The organism is Streptococcus oralis subsp. oralis (genome assembly GCF_002096445.1).
Taxonomy (GTDB): domain Bacteria; phylum Bacillota; class Bacilli; order Lactobacillales; family Streptococcaceae; genus Streptococcus; species Streptococcus oralis_N.
Genome location: NZ_NCUK01000010.1, coordinates 1 through 20,008, shown reverse-complemented (window position 1 = coordinate 20,008; position 20,008 = coordinate 1). Strand labels below are relative to the sequence as shown.

The window sequence follows — 20,008 nt, the reverse complement described above, 5'->3', positions numbered from 1 at the left end:
GATTGATTTACCCTACTTTCCCCACAAGGATCTCTGCTTCGATGGTAATCTCAGTCAACTGATTCCAGTCAATCTTGGTCTGGTCAATGTTAAAGAGTAGCGGAGTCATACTGAGCAGGGATTGGCGTTGCTCTGCTGTGATATGCTTTGTTAGGGAAGCTATTTGGCTAGATTGGATGCTGAAGTGTTCCTGGAAATGTTCTTTGATATCTTGATTAGAATAGTCCTTCTTTGTCAGCTGGTCCTGCACCATTTGACGGATTTCTTTGAGGTGATTTTCAGTTGGGATGACCTTGATCAAGATACCATCTTTGGATAGAACGCGACGAAATTCCCCATAGTTGGCAGGCGAAAAGATATCAAGCAGGATATCCATGCTAGCGTCTTTTATAGGAAGACGAGCCAGGTCACCAACAAACCAGTTGACCGCCCAGTTGGGTTCGCACTTGGCAGCGATTTGAACGGAATCTTTGGAAATATCAAAGGCATAGAAGGTCTTGTCAGGATGATTTTCTTGGAGTTTACGAGAATAAAATCCTTCGCCACAGCCGATATCCAAGACTGTTTTTGCGGATGGTTTAGTGGCTAGTATGCCCGAGATACCTTCTAAAATATCCTGATAAAACCCAGCTTCTAGGATTTCTTGGCGGTTTTGAAAGTTTTCCTTGTCGTAGTTGGCAGATTGCTTGATTTGAGGAGCCAGATTGACATAGCCGAATTTTGCCAAGTCAAAAGAATGGCGATTGTTACACTTGAGACTGGTTTCTACCAAGGTCAGATTTTCTTGGCAGATAGGGCAGGCAAAGGAGCTAGCAGTAGCAAAGCGTTGGAGTTTTGGTTTGAGGTTTGTATTCATAGTTTTAGTCTAGCAAAAAAAGGACTGGATGGCAAATGCCTCCAGTCTACTTTTTTAGTATGTAAGAACGAAGTATTTTTTCTTCCCGCGGCGGATAACAGTTAGTTCGTTTTCTAACTTATCTGCATCACTCAAGACATAGTCAAGGTCTTGAATGCGGTCGCCGTTGACGTAGATAGCTCCATTTTGAACATCTTCACGGGCTTGGCGTTTTGAGTTAACAACACCAGATGACACAAGGAGTTCTACGATATTGTGGTTTTCGTCTGCTTGTACTTGGTAGTTTGGCACTCCACGAAGTCCTTGTTTGAGTTCTTTGACAGAAAGGTTTTTGATGTTTCCTGCAAAGAGTTGCTCTGTGATATTGAGGGCTTCCTTGTAGGCTTCTTCGCCGTGAACAAGAGTCACGACTTCACGAGCCAAGACTTTTTGAGCCAAGCGTTCGTGTGGCGCAGCCTCAAACTGTTTGCGGATGTCTTCAATCTCATCAAGTGACAAGAAAGTAAAGATTTTCAAGAAGCGAACAGCGTCGGCATCCATAACATTCATCCAGAATTGGTACATTTCGTATGGAGAAGTCTTTTCAGGGTTGAGCCAAACAGCGTTTCCTTCAGATTTACCAAATTTCTTACCAGTTGCGTCTGTAATGAGTGGAACAGTGATAACATGACCAGTCTTGTCAGCCTTGCGACGAAGCAATTCGGTACCAGCTGTCATATTTCCCCATTGGTCAGAACCACCGATTTGTAGTGTGACGTTGTGCTCTTGGTTAAGGACGTAGAAGTCATACCCTTGCATGATTTGGTAGGCAAACTCAGTGTAAGAAATCCCTGTCTCGATCCGTTTTTTCACAGACTCCTTACTCATCATGTAGTTGACAGTGAAGTATTTTCCGACGTCACGGAGGAAGTCAATGAAGCTGATGCTGCCAAACCAGTCGTAGTTGTTGACCATGACAGCTTTATTTTCACCATTTTCAAAGTCAAGAAAACGAGAAAGTTGTCCTTGGATAGACTTGACCCAGCCCTCTACTGTGTCTTTTGTTTGGAGACTACGCTCAGCATCTTTGAAGGACGGATCTCCGATGAGACCTGTAGCACCGCCAACGAGCGCATAAGGTTTGTGACCTGCTAGTTGCAAACGACGACTGGTCAAGATTGCGACAAGGTGACCGAGGTGAAGGCTGTCAGCAGTTGGATCGTAGCCAGTATAATAAGAAACTTGACCTTCTTCTAGGGCTTTACGCAAAGCTTCTTCATCAGTCGTTTGAAAAATCAAACCACGCTCTTTTAGCTCATCAAAAATGTGCATGTGTCTTTTCTCCTTTATAAAATATTGTTTCTACCTATTGTATCACAAACTTGATTAATAGCCTAGTGGAATAGGGAAGAAAGTGGCTATTTTATTGAAAGTTTCCCTTTTATGGTATAATAGAGAAAGCGAGGACATTCATGAAAGAAAGAATTAATGAATTAAAAACAAAAATGCTGCATTTTTTCCAGCAGCTAATGCAACGAATTGCAAAATGGAAGAAAAGACTAGCAGAAAAACTAGCTAATAAGAAAACCAGTAAAAAGGGGACCTCTTCTGATAAAGTTAGAAGGGCAGGGTCTATTTTTGCTAAGGTTTTGAGTGGGTTTAAAATAGTCTTTAACACTCTCTTTATCTTAGGTTTTATCGGTGGACTGTTTGGCGCTGGTGTGGCTATGGGTTATGGAGTCGCTCTATTTGACAAGGCTCAAGTCCCTCAAGCAGAAGAGTTGGTCAAGCAAGTGAAGGATATTGCCTCCATCTCAGAAATCACTTATTCTGACGGCAGTACCATTGCCTCGATTGAGGGCGATTTGTTGCGCACTTCAGTCGCTTCAGATGCTATCTCAGACAACCTTAAGAAAGCCATTGTTGCGACAGAGGACGAGCATTTCAATGAGCACAAGGGAGTTGTGCCTAAGGCCGTTATTCGTGCGACTTTGGGAACCTTTGTCGGTCTAGGCTCGTCTAGTGGTGGTTCGACCTTGACCCAGCAGGTCATCAAGCAGCAAGTTGTGGGGGATGCTCCAACTCTAGCTCGTAAGGCTAAAGAGATTATTGATGCTCTAGCTTTAGAACGGGCTATGGGTAAGGATGAGATCTTGACAACCTACCTTAACATTGCTCCTTTTGGTCGCAATCATAAAGGTCAAAATATTGCAGGTGCCCAGCAGGCTGCAGAAGGAATCTTTGGGGTCAATGCTTCGGATTTAACGGTCCCTCAAGCAGCCTTTATCGCAGGATTGCCACAGAGTCCAATCAGTTATTCTCCTTATGAATCTGATGGTAGCATGAAGAGTGATGAGGACATGGCTTTGGGAATTAAGCGTGCCAAGGATGTCCTCTACAATATGTACCGAACAGGGGCTCTAAGTCAGGAAGACTACGATAAGTACAAAGATTATGACTTTAAGAAAGACTTCCTACCATCAGGTAGTGTTAGTGGTACTTCGCGTGACTATCTCTACTATGCAACCTTGGCAGAAGCTACGGACCGCATGTACGACTACCTCGTCCAACGAGATAATGTCTCTGCGCAAGAATTAAAGAATGAGTCCATTCAGAAATCCTATCGTGATTTAGCCGCTAAGGAAATTGAAAATGGTGGATATAAGATTACGACAACTATCAATAAAAATGTTCATGCTGCGATGCAAAATGCGGTTGCGACCTACGGCTATCTGCTAGATGATTCGACAGGCCAGCCTGAGGTGGGGAATGTCCTCATGGACAACCAAACGGGAGCTATCCTTGGATTTGTTGGTGGTCGTAATTATCAAGAAAATCAGAATAATCACGCTATCGATACCAAGCGTTCTCCAGCTTCAACCACGAAACCTATATTGGCCTATGGTATCGCTATTGACCAAGGTTTGATGGGGAGTGCAAGTATCTTATCAAACTATCCTACCAACTTCTCAAACGGGAATCCCATCATGTATGTCAATAGTCCTGGTACAGGTATGATGACATTGGGAGAAGCTCTTAACTACTCATGGAATATCCCAGCCTACTGGACGTATCGTACGCTTCGAGAGAAGGGTGTTGATGTCAAAGGCTATATGGAAAAAATGGGTTACGAAATCCCAGAATATGGGATTGAAAGTTTACCGATGGGTGGGGGGATTGACGTTACAGTTGCCCAGCATACCAACGGGTATCAAACTCTGGCCAACAATGGAGTTTACCATAAGAAATATATGATCGCTAAGATCGAGTCAACGGATGGCCGATTGGTATACGAGCACAAGGATGAGCCTGTCCAAGTTTATTCAAAAGCGACAGCAACCATTATGCAAAGTCTCCTTCGAGATGTTATCTCGTCTCGGATTACCTCGAGTTTCCAGACGGACTTGACGACTATCAATCCATCCCTAGCTCGTGCTGACTGGATCGGAAAAACTGGTACGACCAATGAAGATGAAAATATGTGGCTCATGCTTTCTACACCTCGCTTGACTTTGGGTGGCTGGTTAGGTCACGACGACAACCGACCACTAGCTAAAGGAGCAGGCCACTATCGTAATGCCAACTATATGGCCCACTTGGTCAATGCTATCCAACAAGCTGAACCTGGAATATGGGGGAATGAGCGCTTTAATCTGGATCCAAGTGTGACCAAGTCACAAGTTCTTCGTTCTACAGGACAAAAACCGGGCAAGGTTTCCATCAATGGAAAAGAAATAGAAGTTTCTGGCTCAACAGTAACGAGCTACTGGGCTACTAAAGAAGGTGCCCCAGTGACCACCTATCGCTTTGCTATTGGAGGAAGCGATGCAGATTATCTGAACGCATGGAAAAATATTCTAGGAAGCATTCCAGCAGTGACTCCTCCAAGCTCAAGTTCAAGCAGTAGCTCTGGAAGTTCAAGTTCGAGTGGAAATACTCAAAGTGGTTCTTCAGGACGTTCACGTCTATTTAATCGTTAAGAAAGAGTAGTAGCAAGGTTAGTAATTTCTCCTTGTTGCTACTTTTTTCTTTGTTGGTTTCGTGTTACAATAATAATATGAATCATTATCAGAAAAAGATTGTTAAGGGAACAGTATACTCGCTACTCTCAGGCTTAATCTGGGGGATTTGTGGGATTTTAGGAGAGTATTTTTTCACTCATTATCCAGTATCTTCTGGCTGGATTACTTCTATGCGTTTACTAGTGGCAGGGAGTTTGGTTTTAGGCCTATCTGCTTTTCAGTTGCGTAGCCGCTTGTTGGACATCTGGCGTGATAAGAAAAATTATCTACCTTTTTTAGCCTATGCTATTCTAGGTATTTTTTCTGTGCAATTTTTCTTTTATCTCTGCGTTGAGTATTCCAATGCGACGACGGCGACCATTTTGCAATTTATCAGCCCAGTTTTTATCCTGTTTTATAATCGAATTATTTACCAGAAGAAGGCTTCTATTACAGCTGTGTTCTATGTTTTGATTGCCATGCTCGGTGTTTTTTTGATGGCTACAAAAGGGGATTTGTCCCAGTTATCCATGACACCTTTGGCTCTAGTGACAGGTTTGCTCAGTGCAGTAGGGGTCATGTTTAATGTTATCCTTCCCCAACGCTTTGCACGGCGCTACGGTTTCGTTCCGACTGTTGGCTGGGGTATGATTCTGGCAGGTCTCTTTAGTAATTTCCTCTACCCTATTTATCGGATAAGTTTTCAAGTGGATCTGGTAAGTGTGCTGATTTGTCTGACGATTGCCGTGTTTGGTACTGCTTTTGCCTTCTTCCTATCTATGAAGGCTGTGTCACTCGTTTCCCCGCTGGTTGTGTCGGTGGTGAGTGCTAGTGAACCGCTCTCTTCAGCTTTATTAAGTGTTCTTTTTCTGGGATTGGTCATGGATGGTTTTTTGGCCTTAGCTATGGTGTTGATTATCGTTCCGATGATTTTCTTATCTGTAGAAGAAGCAAAACAAGCCAGGTAAAGATGATTATTTGATAGTTGAGGCTTCAAATTTGAGGCCTTTTTTGGTAGAATAGGTATCATTATAACGAACCAGGAGGCACCTATGACTGCTACAAAAATGAACGCTCAAGAAATTATCCAATTTATCGCCAATGCTGAAAAGAAAACCAGTGTCAAAGTAACCTTTGAGGGGCAACTCGCATCTGCTGTGCCTAGCTCTGTTGTCAAACTAGGAAATGTTTTATTCGGAGACTGGAAGGACGTCGCTCCGCTTCTCGAAGGTTTGGTAGAAAATCAAGATTATGTTGTCGAGCAAGATGCTCGTAATTCTGCAGTTCCTTTGTTAGATAAACGTGCTATCAATGCTCGTATTGAGCCAGGTGCGATTATCCGTGACCAGGTGGAAATTGGTGACAATGCTGTTATCATGATGGGAGCGGTTATCAATATCGGAGCAGAAATCGGTGCAGGAACCATGATTGATATGGGTGCTATCCTTGGTGGTCGTGCCATCGTTGGGAAGAACAGCCACGTTGGTGCAGGTGCAGTTTTGGCAGGTGTGATTGAGCCAGCTAGTGCCGATCCAGTCCGTGTCGGAGACAATGTTCTCATCGGAGCCAATGCAGTGGTTATCGAAGGTGTCCAAATCGGTAGTGGTTCAGTTGTCGCTGCAGGAGCTATTGTGACTCAAGATGTCCCAGAAAATGTAGTGGTAGCAGGCGTTCCGGCTCGTATTATCAAAGAAATCGACAGCCAAACCCAACAAAAAACAGCGCTTGAGGATGCGCTTCGTACCTTGTAATTGTAAAAGTAAAAAAGAGGCGGAACCCTTTTTCCAGCCTCTTTCTTCTATCAAAAGGAGGATCGATAGATGTTAGATTTGATTCAGACTAGACGAGATTTACACCAGATTCCAGAGATTGGCTTGGAAGAGTTCAAGACTCAGGCTTATTTGCTGGATGTGATTGAAAAATTGACTACGGGCAAGGATTTTGTTCAAATTCGAACTTGGCGGACAGGAATTTTGGTCTACCTGCAGGGAAGTCAGCCGGAGCGAACTATTGGTTGGCGAACAGACATTGATGGCCTGCCTATCGTCGAACAAACAGGTCTACCTTTTGCTTCTCAACACCAAGGTCGCATGCATGCCTGTGGCCATGATTTTCATATGACCATTGCCTTGGGCTGTCTCGAGCGTGCTCTTGAGGAGCAACCAAAGAATAATTTGCTCTTCCTATTTCAACCTGCTGAAGAAAATGAAGCTGGTGGCATGCTCATGTATGAGGACGGCGCTTTTGGGGACTGGCTACCAGACCAGTTTTATGGACTCCATGTTCGTCCGGATTTGAAAGTCGGCCAGATTGCGACCAATACACACACGCTCTTTGCAGGGACCTGTGAGGTGAAGATTCGTTTCAAAGGAAAAGGAGGACACGCAGCTTTTCCGCATGAAGCCAATGACGCCTTGGTGGCTGCTAGTTACTTTGTAACCCAAGTACAGTCAGTTGTCAGCCGCAATGTCAATCCAATCGAGGGAGCGGTGGTGACCTTTGGTGTTTTCCAAGCTGGTGTTGCGAATAATGTCATCACAGATACAGCCTTTTTACATGGCACCATTCGAGCCTTGACCCAGGACATGAGTCTCTTGGTGCAAAAGAGGGTTAGGGCAGTAGCGGAGGGAGTTGCAGCAGCCTTTGATATGGAAGTCGAAATCGAACTCAAACAAGGGGGCTACCTACCTGTTGAGAACAATCCAGCCTTGGCGCGTGAACTGATGGACTTCTTTGGAGAAAAAGACGGAATCGAGTTGATTGATATTGAGCCAGCTATGACTGGTGAGGACTTTGGTTATCTCCTTTCGAAGGTAGATGGCGTTATGTTCTGGCTAGGTATCGATAGTCCCTACGCCCTTCATCACCCTCAGATGAGTCCCAAAGAAGAAGCCTTAGCCATTGGGGTAGATGCGGTTTCTAGTTTCCTGAAAAAGAAGGTGGCAGAGTAGAGGAATTATCTATGAAAGCAGAACTACGTAAACAAGTCTTACACGAAATGAAGGCTTTATCTCAGGAGCAAAAACAGGCTATGGATCGAGCTTTAACTGAGCGTTTCTTACAACACCCTTTTTACCAAAAAGCCAAGACCATCGCAACTTATCTCTCCTTTCCTCATGAATTTCAAACGCAAGAACTGATTGAGCAGGCGCTGAAGGACGACAAAAAGGTTCTGATACCCAAAACCTATCCCAAGGGGCGCATGGACTTTGTGGTCTACGATCCGCAGCAGTTGGTAAAAACTTCCTTTGGTTTACTGGAACCGCAAGGAGACTTGGAAGTGGTGGAACCGTCTCAGATTGATTTGATTCATGTTCCAGGGCTAGCTTTTACGGCAGAAGGCTATCGAATCGGATATGGTGGAGGATACTACGACCGCTATCTGGAACATTTTGCTGGGCATACCATGAGTACAATCTATCCTTGTCAAGTTCAGGAGTTTAACTCGGAAAACCATGATATTCCCGTCCAGGAGGTGCTAATCTATGAAGGAAATCTTTGATAAACGTTATCCTGTGACTAGTTTCTTCCTCCTAGTGACAGCATTGGTATTTCTCTTGATGTTGGTTCTTACAGGTTTAAATTTTGAACGAGCAGATACCTTGCTTCAGTTTGGAGCCATGTATGGACCGATCATTCGCCTGTTCCCTGAGCAGATTTGGCGCCTTTTTTCGGCTATATTTGTGCATATCGGATGGGAGCATTTCATTGTCAATATGATTTCGCTCTACTTTCTTGGACGACAGGTTGAGGAGATTTTCGGTTCTAAGCAGTTCTTCCTTCTCTATCTCTTATCAGGAATGATGGGGAATCTCTTTGTGTTTGCATTTACACCGAAAGTTGTCGCAGCTGGAGCATCCACTTCTCTCTACGGGTTATTTGCTGCGATTATCGTCCTGCGTTACGCAACTCGCAACCCCTATATTCAGCAGTTGGGGCAATCCTATCTGACACTTTTCGTGATAAATATCATTGGAAGTGTTCTGATTCCAGGAATCAGCCTAGCAGGCCATATCGGTGGGGCAGTAGGAGGTGCTTTTCTAGCAGTTATTTTTCCAGTTAAATGGGAGAGAAGGATGTACAGTACTAGCCAGCGAATCGGAGCAACCCTACTTTTTATCGTACTAGCCATTTTCCTTTGCTATAAGGGAATGAACTATGTGTAGGGGGGATAGTTAAATGCGAGCACCGATTCGGTTGCTAATAAGTCATCTGCAAAGATGGCTTTTTGGTTGCAAAATTGGAAGGATAGCGAGTTTTTTGTATCTTACGATTTGATGAATTTGTCTTATCTTTAATAGACTAAAAAATGCTATAATAGTCAATGATAAAAGAATGGACGAGGTAGTCAAATGGAAAATTGCGTTTACATCATTTCAGGTCCTCCTGGTGTTGGGAAAAGCACAGTCAGTAAGGAGTTGGCTTATTCTTTTAAGAAGAGTGCAGTAATTGAAGGCGACATGATTTATTTAATGATTAAAGGAGGACTCGTGGCTCCTTGGGAAGATGATGGTTATTATATGGATTTATTTTGGGATAATATCATCAGTCTAATCAATAATTTCATTGACCGAGGCATTACCGTTGTGATAGAATATGTCATTTTTGAAGAGCAACTAAAGAAAATTGCAACTTTCTTAAAAGAAAAACAAATCAGTTTAAAATACTGTGTCCTGCTGGCTGAAGAAGAAACCTTGAAAAAACGAGATTCCTTAAGGAAAGAAATTGAGAGAACAGGCGATTTATCAATCCAGTCAAGAAATGAGTTCCTAGCTAATAATATCAAAAAAAATCACTTGCTGTTTACAGATCAGTTAGATGCTAGAGAAACGGCTCGAATCATCAAAACGTCAAGCAGATTTGTGTTTGAAATTCTGTAGTCAGTGGCAAAGTACCAAGATTGAGATGGAAGATTGACAGAGACACTTCAGCAATTTTAAACCGCATGCAATTTTTGTAAAGTAAAAGCATCTCTAGAGAACAAATTCTAGAGATACTTTTTTTACATATGCAAGATGGATTATTCCCCCCCAGCCAGCTCTTTTCCGAGTTGGATGAGGTAGTCTTTCAAGTCGTCTTTAACTTGTGGGTGTTTGAGAGCGTAGTCGATGGATGTTTTCATAAAGCCGAACTTGTCTCCGACATCGTAACGAGCCCCTTTGAACTCACGAGCAAATACACGTTGTGTTTTATTGAGGGTGTCGATTGCATCTGTCAGCTGAATTTCATTTCCTGCACCTGGAGCTTGGTTTTCGAGGATTTGGAAAATTTCAGGTGTGAGGAGGTAGCGTCCGATGATAGCAAGGTCGCTAGGAGCATCCTCTGGCGCAGGTTTTTCAACGAAGGTTTCAACGCTGTAAAGACCGTCTTTCCCTTCTCCTTGCGGAGCAATAACCCCATAGGCAGATACTTCGTCGTGAGGGACAGGCATAACAGCGATAGTAGATGCGTGAGTACGCTCGTAGTCATCCATGAGTTGTTTGGTAAGTGGAACAGCCTTTTCGTCTGTGATATCCATCAAATCATCACCAAGCATAACGACAAAAGGTTCATTTCCGACGAAAGCCTTGGCTTGTAAAACAGCATCGCCGAGACCACGTGGATGTGTTTGACGGATAAAATGCAGACGCATGCCGGTTGTCTCATCAACCAGCTTCAAAAGATCTGTTTTCCCTTTTTCTTTAAGGTTATATTCCAATTCGAAGTTTGAGTCGAAGTGGTCCTCGATGGAACGTTTTGACTTACCCGTAACAACCAAGATATCTTCGATACCAGACTTGAGGGCTTCTTCAACGATAAACTGGATAGTTGGCTTGTCTACGATTGGCAACATTTCCTTGGCCAAGGCCTTAGTTGCTGGGAGGAAACGGGTTCCCAATCCAGCGGCAGGGATGACTGCTTTTCTGACTTGTTGTTTCATAATGTTCCTTTCTATAAGGGTCTACGACCATTCGTTTTCTGCTTTAAATTCATTGTTCATGATGTCAGTGATTGCTTCTTTGATATTGACACCTTCGTAGATGACTCGGTAAATAGCTTGTGTGATTGGCATGTAGACACCTAATTCCTGAGCCAGCTCGTAAGCTGCTCGAGTTGTTGAGATTCCTTCGATGACCATGCCCATATTAGCTTCGATGTCTGCGAGGGATTCTCCACGACCGAGAGCATCACCGGCCCTCCAGTTACGAGAGTGGACAGATGTCCCCGTTACGATCAAATCCCCAACTCCAGAAAGCCCGCTATAAGTCAGAGGATTGGCTCCAAGAGCGACCCCTAGACGGGTGATTTCAGCCAAGCCACGGGCAATGATAGCCGCCTTGGCATTGTCGCCAAATCCTAGACCATGTAGTGCTCCAGCGCCAACTGCGATGATGTTTTTGAGAGCACCAGCGGTTTCAACTCCGATAACATCCGTATTAGTATAGAGACGGAAGTAGTGATTGCTAAAGAGATTTTGGACGTACTGGGCAGTTTCAAGATCTTTGGAGGCTGCAGTGATCAAGGTAATATCCCGAACAATCGTTTCCTCAGCATGGCTAGGTCCTGAAACAACAACGACTTCACTACGGAGGTCAGCTGGAATTTCCTCTTCAAGAATGGTTGAGAGGCGTTTGTGGCTATCTGGTTCCAAGCCTTTGGAGGCATGCATGATGACAACCTTGTGATCGAGCACCTTTGCTACTTGTTGGGCAACCAGTCTCGTTACTTTTGTTGGGACTACAAATAAAACAGCATCTACACCCTTTAGTGTTTCTTCCAAGTCATGATAGGCTTTGATTTTTTCGTCGAGTAGGATATCTTTGAAATAGCGTTTGTTTGTATGCTGGTTATTGATTTCATCGATTTGGTCAGAAATATTTCCCCAAATTCGAACTTCGTGTCCATTGTCGTTTAGGACCTGCGAAAGGGCAGTTCCCCAAGAACCAGGACCCAAGACAGCGATGGTTTGTTTCTTCATCTTCTCCTCCTTGTAAGAGTTCTTCCTTCCATTTTACCATAAAAAGCCTTTTCATGCATCACCTGTAGATGAAAGCGCACTAATTTATAACAAGGAGACTTCTTTGACAAGATGCCTCTTTTTTGCTAGAATAGCATCAATATGAACGAATGAGAAGGAGCTGACGCAGGATGTCGCTCCCTTTATCTATTTTATTAGGAGGAAATATGCTCATTAAAAAAATAAAAACCTATAAATGGCAAGCCTTGGCATCCTTAATGATGACAGGCTTGATGGTTGCGAGTTCGCTCTTGCAACCGCGCTATTTGCAAGAGGTGTTAGAGGCTTTGTTGGCTGGACAAAATGAGGCTATTTATAGTATTGGCGCTTGGCTGATAGGAGTAGCCCTAGTCGGTCTGGTTGCGGGTGGGGTCAATGTGACACTTGCAGCCTACATTGCTCAAGGAGTGTCTTCGGATCTTCGGGAAGACGCCTTTCGCAAGATCCAGACCTTTTCTTATGCTAATATCGAGCAGTTTAATGCGGGTAACCTTGTCGTCCGAATGACCAATGATATCAACCAAATTCAGAACGTGGTGATGATGGCTTTTCAAATCCTCTTCCGTCTCCCTCTTCTCTTTATTGGTTCCTTTATCTTGGCGGTTCACACTCTTCCGTCACTTTGGTGGGTGATTGTCCTCATGGTGCTCCTCATCTTTGCACTAACAGCCATCATGATGGGGATGATGGGGCCACGATTTGCTAAGTTTCAAACCCTTCTTGAACGGATCAATGCTATCGCTAAGGAAAATCTACGTGGTGTGCGCGTGGTTAAATCCTTTGTGCAGGAAAAAGCACAATTTGACAAATTTACCGAAGTCTCAGATGAGCTTCTCGGCCAAAATCTTTATATCGGTTATGCCTTCTCAGTTATAGAACCCGTTATGATGCTAGTCGGCTATGGAGCGGTCTTCCTCTCTATTTGGTTGGTGGCAGGCATGGCTCAGTCAGATCCATCTGTTGTGGGCTCTATTGCTTCCTTTATCAACTATCTCAGCCAGATTATCTTTACCATCATCATGGTTGGATTTTTAGGAAATTCTGTCAGCCGTGCCATGATTTCCTTGCGTCGTATCCGCGAGATTCTAGATACCGAGCCAGCGATGACCTTTAAAGATCTCCCAGATGAAGAGTTAGAAGGAAGTCTCTCTTTTGAAAATGTGACCTTTACCTATCCCAATGACGATGAACCTATGCTGAAGAATGTAACTTTTGATATTGCGCCTGGTCAGATGGTCGGTGTGGTTGGGGCGACTGGAGCAGGGAAGTCCACTCTAGCTCAGTTAATTCCACGACTTTTTGATCCGCAGGAGGGATCTATCAAGATTGGAGGCAAGGATATTCGAGACGTCAGCGAGGGAACCTTGCGTAAAACAGTTTCCATCGTCTTGCAACGTGCTATTCTCTTTAGCGGAACCATTGCAGATAATCTTCGTCAAGGAAAAGGCAATGCCAGCGTGTCAGAAATGGAACGTGCAGCACGGATTGCCCAAGCCAGTGAATTTATCGGACGCATGGAAAACAAATTTGAGAGTCAGGTCGAAGAACGAGGCACCAACTTTTCTGGTGGACAAAAGCAACGGATGTCCATTGCTCGTGGGATTGTTAGCAATCCCCGTATCCTGATTTTTGACGATTCGACTTCAGCCCTAGATGCCAAGTCAGAAAGACTCGTACAGGAAGCTTTGAACAAAGACCTGAAAGGGACGACAACCATTATCATCGCTCAAAAGATCAGTTCAGTCGTCCATGCGGACAAGATTTTGGTCTTGGATCAAGGGCGTTTGATTGGAGAAGGACGGCATACAGACTTGGTAGCTAACAATGCCGTCTACCGCGAAATCTACGAAACACAAAAGGGAAAGGAGGAATAAAATGAAAACCGTTCGATTTTTCTGGAATTATTTTAAAGTTTACAAGTTCTCCTTTGTCATTGTGATTCTGATGGTTGCAGTTGCGACGATTGCCCAAGCCCTCTTTCCAGTTTTTTCAGGTCAAGCAGTGACGGAGCTCGCTAACCTAGTGCTGGCTTATCAAAATGGAACTTCTGAACTAGCCTGGCAGAGTTTATCAGCTCTGATGCTGAATCTAGCTCTGGTTGTCCTCGCCCTAGTGGTATCCAGTTTGATTTACATGACCTTGATGACTCGTGTGATTGCTGAGTCGACAAATGAGATGCGTAAGGGCCTCTTTGGCAAACTTTCCCGTTTGACCGTTTCTTTCTTTGACCGCCATCAGGATGGGGACATCCTTTCTCGCTTCACGAGTGACTTGGATAACATCCTTCAAGCCTTCAATGAAAGCCTAGTTCAGGTCATGAGCAATATTGCTCTTTACATCGGTTTGATTTTTGTCATGTTTTCAAGAAATGTGACGCTAGCCCTGATAACAGTAGCCAGCACCCCAGTGGCCTTTCTCATGTTGGTTTTCATCGTGAAGATGGCTCGCAAGTACACCAATCTCCAGCAAAAAGAGGTTGGGAAACTCAACGCCTACATGGATGAGAGTATTTCTGGACAGAAAGCTGTTATCGTACAAGGAATTCAAGATGATATCGTAGCAGGCTTTGTGGAGCAAAATGAGCGCGTGCGTAAGGCAACCTTTAAAGGGAGAATGTTCTCAGGCATCCTCTTTCCAGTTATGAATGGGATGAGCTTGGTCAATACGGCCATCGTTATTTTTGCAGGTTCTGCGGTCTTGCTGAACGATCCAAGTATCGAAATAACGACAGCCCTAGGCTTGATTGTCATGTTTACCCAATTTTCTCAGCAGTACTACCAGCCGATTATCCAGGTGGCTGCGAGTTGGGGGAGCCTCCAATTGGCCTTTACTGGAGCGGATCGTATCCAAGAAATGTTTGATGCAGAAGAAGAGATTCGTCCGCAAAATGCACCTGCCTTTACGGAATTGCGAGAAGGTGTTGAAATCAGTCACATTGATTTCTCTTATGTGCCAGACAAGCCGATTTTAAAAGATGTCAGCATTTCAGCTCCTAAGGGGCAGATGATAGCAGTTGTCGGTCCGACTGGCTCAGGGAAAACGACCATCATGAACCTCATCAATCGTTTCTACGATGTGGATGCAGGCAGCATTTGCTTTGATGGCAAAGACATCCGTGACTACGACTTGGACAGCCTGCGGAGTAAGGTCGGTATTGTCTTGCAGGATTCGGTCTTGTTTAGCGGAACAATCCGAGACAATATCCGCTTTGGTGTGCCAGATGCCAGTCAGGAAATGGTCGAAGCAGCTGCCAAGGCAACTCATATTCATGACTATATCGAAAGCTTGCCTGATAAGTATGATACCCTTATTGATGATGAGCAAAATATCTTCTCGACTGGGCAGAAACAATTGATTTCCATCGCTCGAACCTTGATGACAGATCCCCAAGTCCTAATCTTGGATGAAGCGACTTCCAATGTCGATACCGTAACAGAAAGCAAAATCCAGCATGCTATGGAGGCAGTTGTAACAGGACGAACCAGTTTTGTTATTGCCCATCGTCTCAAGACCATCCTCAATGCCGATCAGATTATTGTCCTCAAAGAAGGAGAGGTTATTGAACGTGGAAATCATCACGAGTTGCTCAAACTCGGCGGTTTCTACTCGGAACTGTATCACAATCAATTTGTCTTCGAATAAAAAAGAAGTTGTCCTCGTTGGGCAGCTTTTTCTTGTCCATAAAAAATACTTATCACGGTCTTTAAAAAAACATATTAGACAGGAAAGGGTTGGAGTGATAAGATAAGACTGTCGCAAGAAAATCGAAAGGAGACACATCATGGCTAGAACGGTTGTAGGAGTTGCTGCAAACCTATGTCCTGTAGATGCAGAAGGGAAAAACATTCACTCATCTGTATCTTGTAAATTTGCAGAGAGCATTCGTCAAGTCGGTGGTCTCCCTTTAGTGATTCCTGTAGGAGATGAGTCCATTGTGCGCGATTATGTGGAAATGATTGACAAACTCATCTTGACAGGTGGGCAAAATGTCCATCCTCAGTTTTATGGAGAGAAAAAGACCATTGAGAGCGATGATTACAACCTTGTACGCGATGAGTTTGAACTAGCCCTCTTGAAAGAAGCGCTTCGTCAGAATAAACCAATTATGGCAATCTGTCGTGGAGTTCAGCTGGTCAATGTTGCTTTTGGCGGCACTCTCCACCAAGAAATTGAAGGTCACTGGCAAGGCTTGCCTTTTGGAACATCTCATTCTATTGAGACAGTAGAAGGAAGCGTGGTGGCTAAGTTATTTGGCAAAGAAAGTCAGGTTAACTCAGTTCATCGTCAAAGTATCAAAGACCTGGCGCCTAATTTCCGTGTGACTGCTATTGATCCAAGAGACCAGACCATTGAAGCGATTGAGTCTATCGACGAGCATCGCATTATCGGTTTACAGTGGCACCCAGAGTTCCTGGTCAATGAAGAAGACGGCAATTTAGAATTATTTGAGTATTTATTAAGTGAATTGTAACGGTTAGAGTCTCTAGCCGTTTTTATTCGTCCTTTCAGATTTTTTGTATTTTAGCGTTTTTACGCAAACGTTTGAATTCTGATAAAAATTGGGCAAATTCAATAAAAAAGCTTGAAAAAATCGAAGGTAAGCGTTATGATAGAAAAGAAGAAATTTTGGAGGATTATCATGTCACATATTAAATTTGATTATTCAAAAGTTTTAGACAAATTTGTTGCCCCACATGAAGTGGAATACATGCAAGCACAAGTAACAGCTGCAGACGAATTGATTCGTAAAGGAACTGGTGCTGGTAGTGACTTTTTGGGTTGGTTGGACCTTCCTGAAAACTACGACCGCGAAGAATTCGACCGCATCTTGAAAGCTGCTGAGCAAATCAAATCAGACAGCGATGTTTTGGTTGTGATCGGTATCGGTGGATCTTACCTTGGAGCGAAAGCAGCCATTGACTTCTTGAACCACCACTTTGCTAACTTGCAAACAAAAGAAGAGCGCAAAGCTCCACAAATCCTTTACGCTGGAAATTCAATCTCATCTACTTACCTTGCTGACTTGGTAGAGTACGTAGCTGACAAAGACTTCTCAGTAAACGTGATTTCTAAATCAGGTACAACAACAGAACCAGCGATTGCTTTCCGTGTCTTCAAAGAACTCTTGGTTAAGAAATACGGACAAGAAGAAGCCAACAAACGTATCTACGCTACAACTGACCGCCAAAAAGGTGCTGTTAAGGTTGAAGCAGATGCGAATGGTTGGGAAACATTTGTAGTTCCAGATGACATCGGTGGACGCTTCTCAGTATTGACAGCAGTTGGATTGCTTCCAATCGCAGCATCAGGTGCAGACATCAAAGCCCTTATGGAAGGTGCGAACGCAGCTCGTAAAGACTACACTTCAGACAAGATTGCTGAAAACGAAGCATACCAATACGCAGCAGTTCGTAACATCCTTTACCGTAAAGGCTACGCTACTGAAATCTTGGTAAACTACGAACCATCACTTCAATACTTCTCAGAATGGTGGAAACAATTGGCTGGTGAGTCAGAAGGGAAAGACCAAAAAGGAATCTACCCAACTTCAGCTAACTTCTCAACTGACTTGCACTCACTTGGTCAATTTATCCAAGAAGGAACTCGTATCATGTTTGAAACAGTTGTCCGTGTGGACAAACCACGTAAGAACGTGATCATTCCTACTTTGGAAGAAGACCTTGACGGACTTGGTTACCTTCAAGGAAAAGACGTTGACTTTGTAAACAAAAAAGCAACTGACGGTGTTCTTCTTGCCCACACTGACGGTGATGTACCAAACATGTACGTCACCCTTCCAGAGCAAGATGCCTTCACTCTTGGTTACACTATCTACTTCTTCGAATTGGCAATTGCCCTTTCAGGTTACTTGAATGCTATCAACCCATTTGACCAACCAGGTGTTGAAGCCTACAAACGTAACATGTTTGCCCTTCTTGGAAAACCAGGATTTGAAGAATTGAGCAAAGAGCTTAACGCACGTCTATAATAGAAGAAAAGAGTGGCTTGCCCACTCTTTTTACTCTCTTTATTCGTAGACATTGGACTCAGGCGAGACTTGTGATATAATATAGAAAGCAAAAAGGCAGACGCCTAGAGACTTTATAGGAGAAACTATGTCAAAAGATATCCGCGTACGCTACGCACCAAGTCCAACAGGACTACTACACATCGGAAATGCCCGTACAGCATTATTCAACTACCTTTACGCACGCCATCATGGTGGAACTTTTATCATCCGTATCGAAGATACTGACCGTAAACGCCATGTTGAGGATGGAGAACGTTCACAGCTTGAAAATCTTCGCTGGTTGGGAATTGACTGGGATGAAAGTCCAGAAACTCATGAAAACTACCGCCAATCAGAGCGTTTGGAACTCTATCAAAGATACATCGACCAATTGCTAGCTGAAGGAAAAGCCTACAAATCGTACGTTACAGAAGAAGAGTTGGCAGCAGAGCGCGAACGCCAAGAAGAAGCTGGCGAAACACCACGCTACATCAATGAATATCTTGGCATGAGCGAAGAAGAAAAGGCGGCTTACATTGCAGAACGTGAAGCAGCCGGTATCATCCCAACTGTTCGTTTGGCTGTTAATGAATCTGGTATCTACAAATGGCATGATATGGTCAAAGGTGATATCGAGTTTGAAGGTGGCAACATCGGCGGTGACTGGGTGATTCAGAAGAAAGATGGCTACCCAACTTACAACTTTGCCGTTGTCATCGATGATCATGACATGCAAATTTCCCATGTTATTCGCGGAGATGACCACATTGCCAACACACCCAAACAGCTTATGGTTTATGAGGCTCTTGGTTGGGAAGCTCCAGAGTTCGGTCACATGACTTTGATCATCAACTCTGAAACGGGTAAAAAATTGTCTAAACGGGACACTAACACCCTTCAGTTTATCGAAGACTACCGTAAAAAAGGCTATTTGCCAGAAGCTGTCTTTAACTTTATTGCCCTTCTTGGTTGGAATCCAGGTGGCGAAGATGAAATTTTCTCTCGTGAGGAATTGATTAAACTCTTTGACGAAAACCGCCTCAGCAAGTCTCCAGCAGCCTTTGACCAGAAGAAACTAGACTGGATGAGCAACGACTACATCAAGAGAGCAGAACTTGCCACCATCTTTGAAATGGCTAAACCTTATCTAGAAGAAGCAGGGCGTTTGACTGACAAATCTGAAAAAATGGTAGAACTCTACAAACCACAAATGAAATCAGTAGACGAGATTGTTCCATTGACAGATCTTTTCTTCTCAGATTTCCCAGAGTTGACAGACGCTGAGCGCGAGGTCATGGCAGGAGAAACCGTTCCTGTTGTTCTAGAAGCCTTCAAAGCGAAACTAGAAGCAATGACAGATGAAGAATTTGTGACAGAAAACATCTTCCCACAAATCAAAGCAGTTCAAAAAGAAACAGGTATCAAAGGGAAAAACCTATTCATGCCGATTCGTATTGCCGTTTCAGGTGAAATGCATGGACCAGAATTACCAGACACCATTTTCTTACTCGGACGTGAAAAGTCAATCCAGCATATTGAAAACATGCTGAAAGAGATTTCTAAATAAAAAGGACTTCCGATGGGTACATGGGAAAAAATGTATGAAGAAGCACGAACCTTATTCAATCCCCATGAAGTTTCTGACTTTGTTTATGCTAATCATGTTGTTGCTGCGGTAGAAGCAGAAGATGGTCAGATCTTCACAGGATTTTGTATGGAGGGCACTTGTGGCGTTTTTCATCTCTGTGCAGAACGAGCGGCTCTCTTCAATATGTATCAATTTTCAGGACAAACTAAAGTTAAGAAAATCCTCGCCTTTCGAGATAAACCTCCCTACGGCGAAGGATCAGGTATGCCCTGTGGCGCTTGCAGAGAATTTCTCTTAGAATTGAATACTGAAAATAAAGAAGCAGAGTTCATGATGGACTACGAAACAAGAAAAACAATTAAGGTTGCCGAATTGCTCCCTTACTGGTGGGGAGAGGAACGTGCAACTAATTGGCAAGATAAATAAAGGGAGTCAGTTTAACTGGCTTTTTCCCTTATCTTTTCAGGATTTCGGTAAAGAGGAAAAAAGTCCTTGACAAAGGTAAAAAAGTAGGTATAATAGAAAGAGTTGAAAAGCTCAGGTCCGTTGGTCAAGGGGTTAAGACACCGCCTTTTCA

At 43.7% G+C, this 20,008-nt stretch carries 17 protein-coding genes; 13 read left to right on the top strand and 4 right to left on the bottom strand.

Going from position 1 to position 20,008, the window contains the following annotated elements; all coding sequences use genetic code 11:
• Window positions 1–7 precede the first annotated feature (7 nt).
• Complete coding sequence (locus B7721_RS00475; RefSeq protein WP_084876992.1) at window positions 8–856, bottom strand: putative RNA methyltransferase; 849 nt, start codon at window positions 854–856, stop codon at window positions 8–10.
• A gap of 54 nt (window positions 857–910) precedes the next feature.
• Window positions 911–2,167: a tyrosine--tRNA ligase gene (tyrS, locus tag B7721_RS00470; protein WP_000546907.1), complete on the bottom strand. Its 1,257-nt coding sequence runs from the start codon at window positions 2,165–2,167 to the stop codon at window positions 911–913.
• A 140-nt stretch (window positions 2,168–2,307) separates the two neighbouring features.
• Between tyrS and pbp1b the strand changes: the two genes are divergently transcribed.
• From pbp1b to B7721_RS00435, 7 genes are all read left to right on the top strand, one after another.
• Window positions 2,308–4,815, top strand: a complete 2,508-nt coding sequence (pbp1b, locus tag B7721_RS00465; RefSeq protein ID WP_084876990.1) for a penicillin-binding protein PBP1B — start codon at window positions 2,308–2,310, stop codon at window positions 4,813–4,815.
• Between the two features lie 77 nt (window positions 4,816–4,892).
• Window positions 4,893–5,804 (top strand): DMT family transporter, encoded by a 912-nt coding sequence (locus B7721_RS00460; protein ID WP_061587501.1) that lies wholly within the window; start codon window positions 4,893–4,895, stop codon window positions 5,802–5,804.
• Between the two features lie 84 nt (window positions 5,805–5,888).
• Complete coding sequence (gene dapD, locus B7721_RS00455; protein WP_084876988.1) at window positions 5,889–6,587, top strand: 2,3,4,5-tetrahydropyridine-2,6-dicarboxylate N-acetyltransferase; 699 nt, start codon at window positions 5,889–5,891, stop codon at window positions 6,585–6,587.
• A gap of 69 nt (window positions 6,588–6,656) precedes the next feature.
• Entirely contained in the window at window positions 6,657–7,787 is a 1,131-nt protein-coding gene (locus B7721_RS00450; RefSeq protein ID WP_084876986.1) for an N-acetyldiaminopimelate deacetylase, read from the top strand.
• Between the two features lie 11 nt (window positions 7,788–7,798).
• On the top strand, window positions 7,799–8,338 hold the full coding sequence (locus B7721_RS00445) for a 5-formyltetrahydrofolate cyclo-ligase (RefSeq protein WP_084876985.1): 540 nt from the start codon (window positions 7,799–7,801) through the stop codon (window positions 8,336–8,338).
• Complete coding sequence (locus B7721_RS00440) at window positions 8,322–9,002, top strand: rhomboid family intramembrane serine protease (protein ID WP_084876983.1); 681 nt, start codon at window positions 8,322–8,324, stop codon at window positions 9,000–9,002. The genes B7721_RS00445 and B7721_RS00440 overlap by 17 nt, the downstream gene beginning before the upstream one ends.
• Window positions 9,003–9,188: 186 nt before the next feature.
• Complete coding sequence (locus B7721_RS00435; RefSeq protein WP_061409848.1) at window positions 9,189–9,716, top strand: AAA family ATPase; 528 nt, start codon at window positions 9,189–9,191, stop codon at window positions 9,714–9,716.
• A gap of 140 nt (window positions 9,717–9,856) precedes the next feature.
• Here B7721_RS00435 and galU read toward each other — a convergent pair whose 3' ends face one another.
• Together galU and B7721_RS00425 are read right to left on the bottom strand one after the other, a co-directional pair.
• Window positions 9,857–10,756, bottom strand: coding sequence for a UTP--glucose-1-phosphate uridylyltransferase GalU (galU, locus tag B7721_RS00430; RefSeq protein WP_084876982.1), 900 nt, complete (start codon window positions 10,754–10,756; stop codon window positions 9,857–9,859).
• Window positions 10,757–10,777: 21 nt separating this feature from the next.
• Window positions 10,778–11,794, bottom strand: a complete 1,017-nt coding sequence (locus tag B7721_RS00425; RefSeq protein WP_084876980.1) for an NAD(P)H-dependent glycerol-3-phosphate dehydrogenase — start codon at window positions 11,792–11,794, stop codon at window positions 10,778–10,780.
• A 206-nt stretch (window positions 11,795–12,000) separates the two neighbouring features.
• Between B7721_RS00425 and B7721_RS00420 the strand changes: the two genes are divergently transcribed.
• The 6 genes from B7721_RS00420 (at window position 12,001) to B7721_RS00395 (ending at window position 19,857) form a co-directional block, all read left to right on the top strand.
• A complete protein-coding gene (locus B7721_RS00420; protein ID WP_084876978.1) occupies window positions 12,001–13,707 on the top strand; it encodes an ABC transporter ATP-binding protein in 1,707 nt (568 codons plus the stop codon).
• 1 nt (window position 13,708) lies between these two features.
• Complete coding sequence (locus tag B7721_RS00415; RefSeq protein ID WP_084876976.1) at window positions 13,709–15,475, top strand: ABC transporter ATP-binding protein; 1,767 nt, start codon at window positions 13,709–13,711, stop codon at window positions 15,473–15,475.
• Window positions 15,476–15,614: 139 nt separating this feature from the next.
• On the top strand, window positions 15,615–16,304 hold the full coding sequence (locus B7721_RS00410; protein WP_084876975.1) for a gamma-glutamyl-gamma-aminobutyrate hydrolase family protein: 690 nt from the start codon (window positions 15,615–15,617) through the stop codon (window positions 16,302–16,304).
• A 168-nt stretch (window positions 16,305–16,472) separates the two neighbouring features.
• On the top strand, window positions 16,473–17,822 hold the full coding sequence (locus tag B7721_RS00405) for a glucose-6-phosphate isomerase (protein WP_000018244.1): 1,350 nt from the start codon (window positions 16,473–16,475) through the stop codon (window positions 17,820–17,822).
• A 127-nt stretch (window positions 17,823–17,949) separates the two neighbouring features.
• Entirely contained in the window at window positions 17,950–19,410 is a 1,461-nt protein-coding gene (gltX, locus tag B7721_RS00400; RefSeq protein ID WP_084876973.1) for a glutamate--tRNA ligase, read from the top strand.
• Window positions 19,411–19,422: 12 nt separating this feature from the next.
• A complete protein-coding gene (locus B7721_RS00395) occupies window positions 19,423–19,857 on the top strand; it encodes a cytidine deaminase family protein (protein WP_084876971.1) in 435 nt (144 codons plus the stop codon).
• The last annotated feature ends 151 nt before the right edge of the window (window positions 19,858–20,008 follow it).

Coding starts and splice junctions, on each gene's coding strand:
- tyrS (WP_000546907.1), bottom strand. CDS start 2,167: ATGCACATTTTTGATGAGCTAAAAGAGCGTGGTTTGATTTTTCAAACG.
- pbp1b (WP_084876990.1), top strand. CDS start 2,308: ATGAAAGAAAGAATTAATGAATTAAAAACAAAAATGCTGCATTTTTTC.
- B7721_RS00410 (WP_084876975.1), top strand. CDS start 15,615: ATGGCTAGAACGGTTGTAGGAGTTGCTGCAAACCTATGTCCTGTAGAT.
- B7721_RS00425 (WP_084876980.1), bottom strand. CDS start 11,794: ATGAAGAAACAAACCATCGCTGTCTTGGGTCCTGGTTCTTGGGGAACT.
- galU (WP_084876982.1), bottom strand. CDS start 10,756: ATGAAACAACAAGTCAGAAAAGCAGTCATCCCTGCCGCTGGATTGGGA.
- B7721_RS00420 (WP_084876978.1), top strand. CDS start 12,001: ATGCTCATTAAAAAAATAAAAACCTATAAATGGCAAGCCTTGGCATCC.
- B7721_RS00450 (WP_084876986.1), top strand. CDS start 6,657: ATGTTAGATTTGATTCAGACTAGACGAGATTTACACCAGATTCCAGAG.
- B7721_RS00435 (WP_061409848.1), top strand. CDS start 9,189: ATGGAAAATTGCGTTTACATCATTTCAGGTCCTCCTGGTGTTGGGAAA.
- B7721_RS00405 (WP_000018244.1), top strand. CDS start 16,473: ATGTCACATATTAAATTTGATTATTCAAAAGTTTTAGACAAATTTGTT.
- B7721_RS00475 (WP_084876992.1), bottom strand. CDS start 856: ATGAATACAAACCTCAAACCAAAACTCCAACGCTTTGCTACTGCTAGC.
- B7721_RS00460 (WP_061587501.1), top strand. CDS start 4,893: ATGAATCATTATCAGAAAAAGATTGTTAAGGGAACAGTATACTCGCTA.
- B7721_RS00395 (WP_084876971.1), top strand. CDS start 19,423: ATGGGTACATGGGAAAAAATGTATGAAGAAGCACGAACCTTATTCAAT.
- B7721_RS00445 (WP_084876985.1), top strand. CDS start 7,799: ATGAAAGCAGAACTACGTAAACAAGTCTTACACGAAATGAAGGCTTTA.
- gltX (WP_084876973.1), top strand. CDS start 17,950: ATGTCAAAAGATATCCGCGTACGCTACGCACCAAGTCCAACAGGACTA.
- B7721_RS00440 (WP_084876983.1), top strand. CDS start 8,322: ATGAAGGAAATCTTTGATAAACGTTATCCTGTGACTAGTTTCTTCCTC.
- dapD (WP_084876988.1), top strand. CDS start 5,889: ATGACTGCTACAAAAATGAACGCTCAAGAAATTATCCAATTTATCGCC.
- B7721_RS00415 (WP_084876976.1), top strand. CDS start 13,709: ATGAAAACCGTTCGATTTTTCTGGAATTATTTTAAAGTTTACAAGTTC.